This window comes from Acinetobacter nectaris CIP 110549 (genome assembly GCF_000488215.1).
GTDB lineage: Bacteria > Pseudomonadota > Gammaproteobacteria > Pseudomonadales > Moraxellaceae > Acinetobacter > Acinetobacter nectaris.
Window position 1 is genome coordinate 1 of the sequence record NZ_KI530731.1, and the last position, 1,128, is coordinate 1,128.

General features: G+C 27.7%; 1 protein-coding gene. It reads left to right on the forward strand.

Features of this window, described 5'->3' with window-relative positions:
- Positions 1-87 precede the first annotated feature (87 nt).
- Positions 88-372: a hypothetical protein gene (locus P256_RS08830; RefSeq protein ID WP_023273347.1), complete on the forward strand. Its 285-nt coding sequence runs from the start codon at positions 88-90 to the stop codon at positions 370-372.
- The last annotated feature ends 756 nt before the right edge of the window (positions 373-1,128 follow it).

The window sequence follows — 1,128 nt, forward strand, 5'->3', positions numbered from 1 at the left end:
TAAAGCTAGAATCAATTAGTAAGTAATAGCTTTTTAGTCATTTTTTCTAATACAATTTGATTTATGAATATAATATAGAGTGGAAAAATGAATACAGTACAGATTTCTTTTAAAGAGGCAACAAGTATTGCTAAGAATAACTTAGTAGAACTAGTTGAGAATGTCACAGATATTACAGTTGAGGGAATTGAACATAATACTAAATATGAGGTGAAATTAAGCTATACGATTGATTCAAACCTTAATACAGACAATAGTGGTCTAGGATCTCTAGCAAAAATTATGGGACGTCGTAGGGATGTGAAATTATTCAAAATTAGTGATAAAGGAGATTTTTTAGGATTTAGTGATGCCCAAAAATCTAATAGTTGATACTAATCTTCTACTTTTGTGGATCATAGGTTCTATTGATAATGGTGCACACATAAGATCATCTAATAGATTGAAGAAATTCAACTATAAAGATTTTCAAATCGTAAATACGATAATAGGTACGTATGATACGTTATCTATAACCCCATATATTGCAACTGAAATATCTAATTTAATTGATCTTAATGGGTATGTAAAAGAACAAGTCTTTGTAAGGTTTCAAATTTTATTAAAGGATATAACAGCCGTTAAAGTTATTGATACAGATATTCGAGCAGACATTAGTGGGGAAAATTTCTTGAACTTTGGTTTAACAGATAATTCCCTAATAACATTAATCAATGATTATTTTATCTTAACTGATGACGATAAGTTATGTTTCATACTATACAGTGTTAATTTTGATAATGTACTTCAATACAAGCTCGTGAAAAATTTGTCGTCTAATATGTGAGATTTATAGAATAATATTTGAATGAAGAAAACATTTACTATTATTTTTCTAATTATAGCTCTAGTACTGATAAATCATATTTATAAAGCCTATCCTAGAGATAGCATAATCACTTATATTATAGATATCTTATAAAACCCCGAATCACGGATAAGCGATTAATGTTGCATAAATATGAGCCAAACTCTTAAATTTGGCACAACTCAATTTTATATATTATTTAAGTTTATAACATTAATTTCTAGTTTACGACCTGATTATAAACCCTCCCTATGTTGTATTATATAATTAACGAGAGGCTT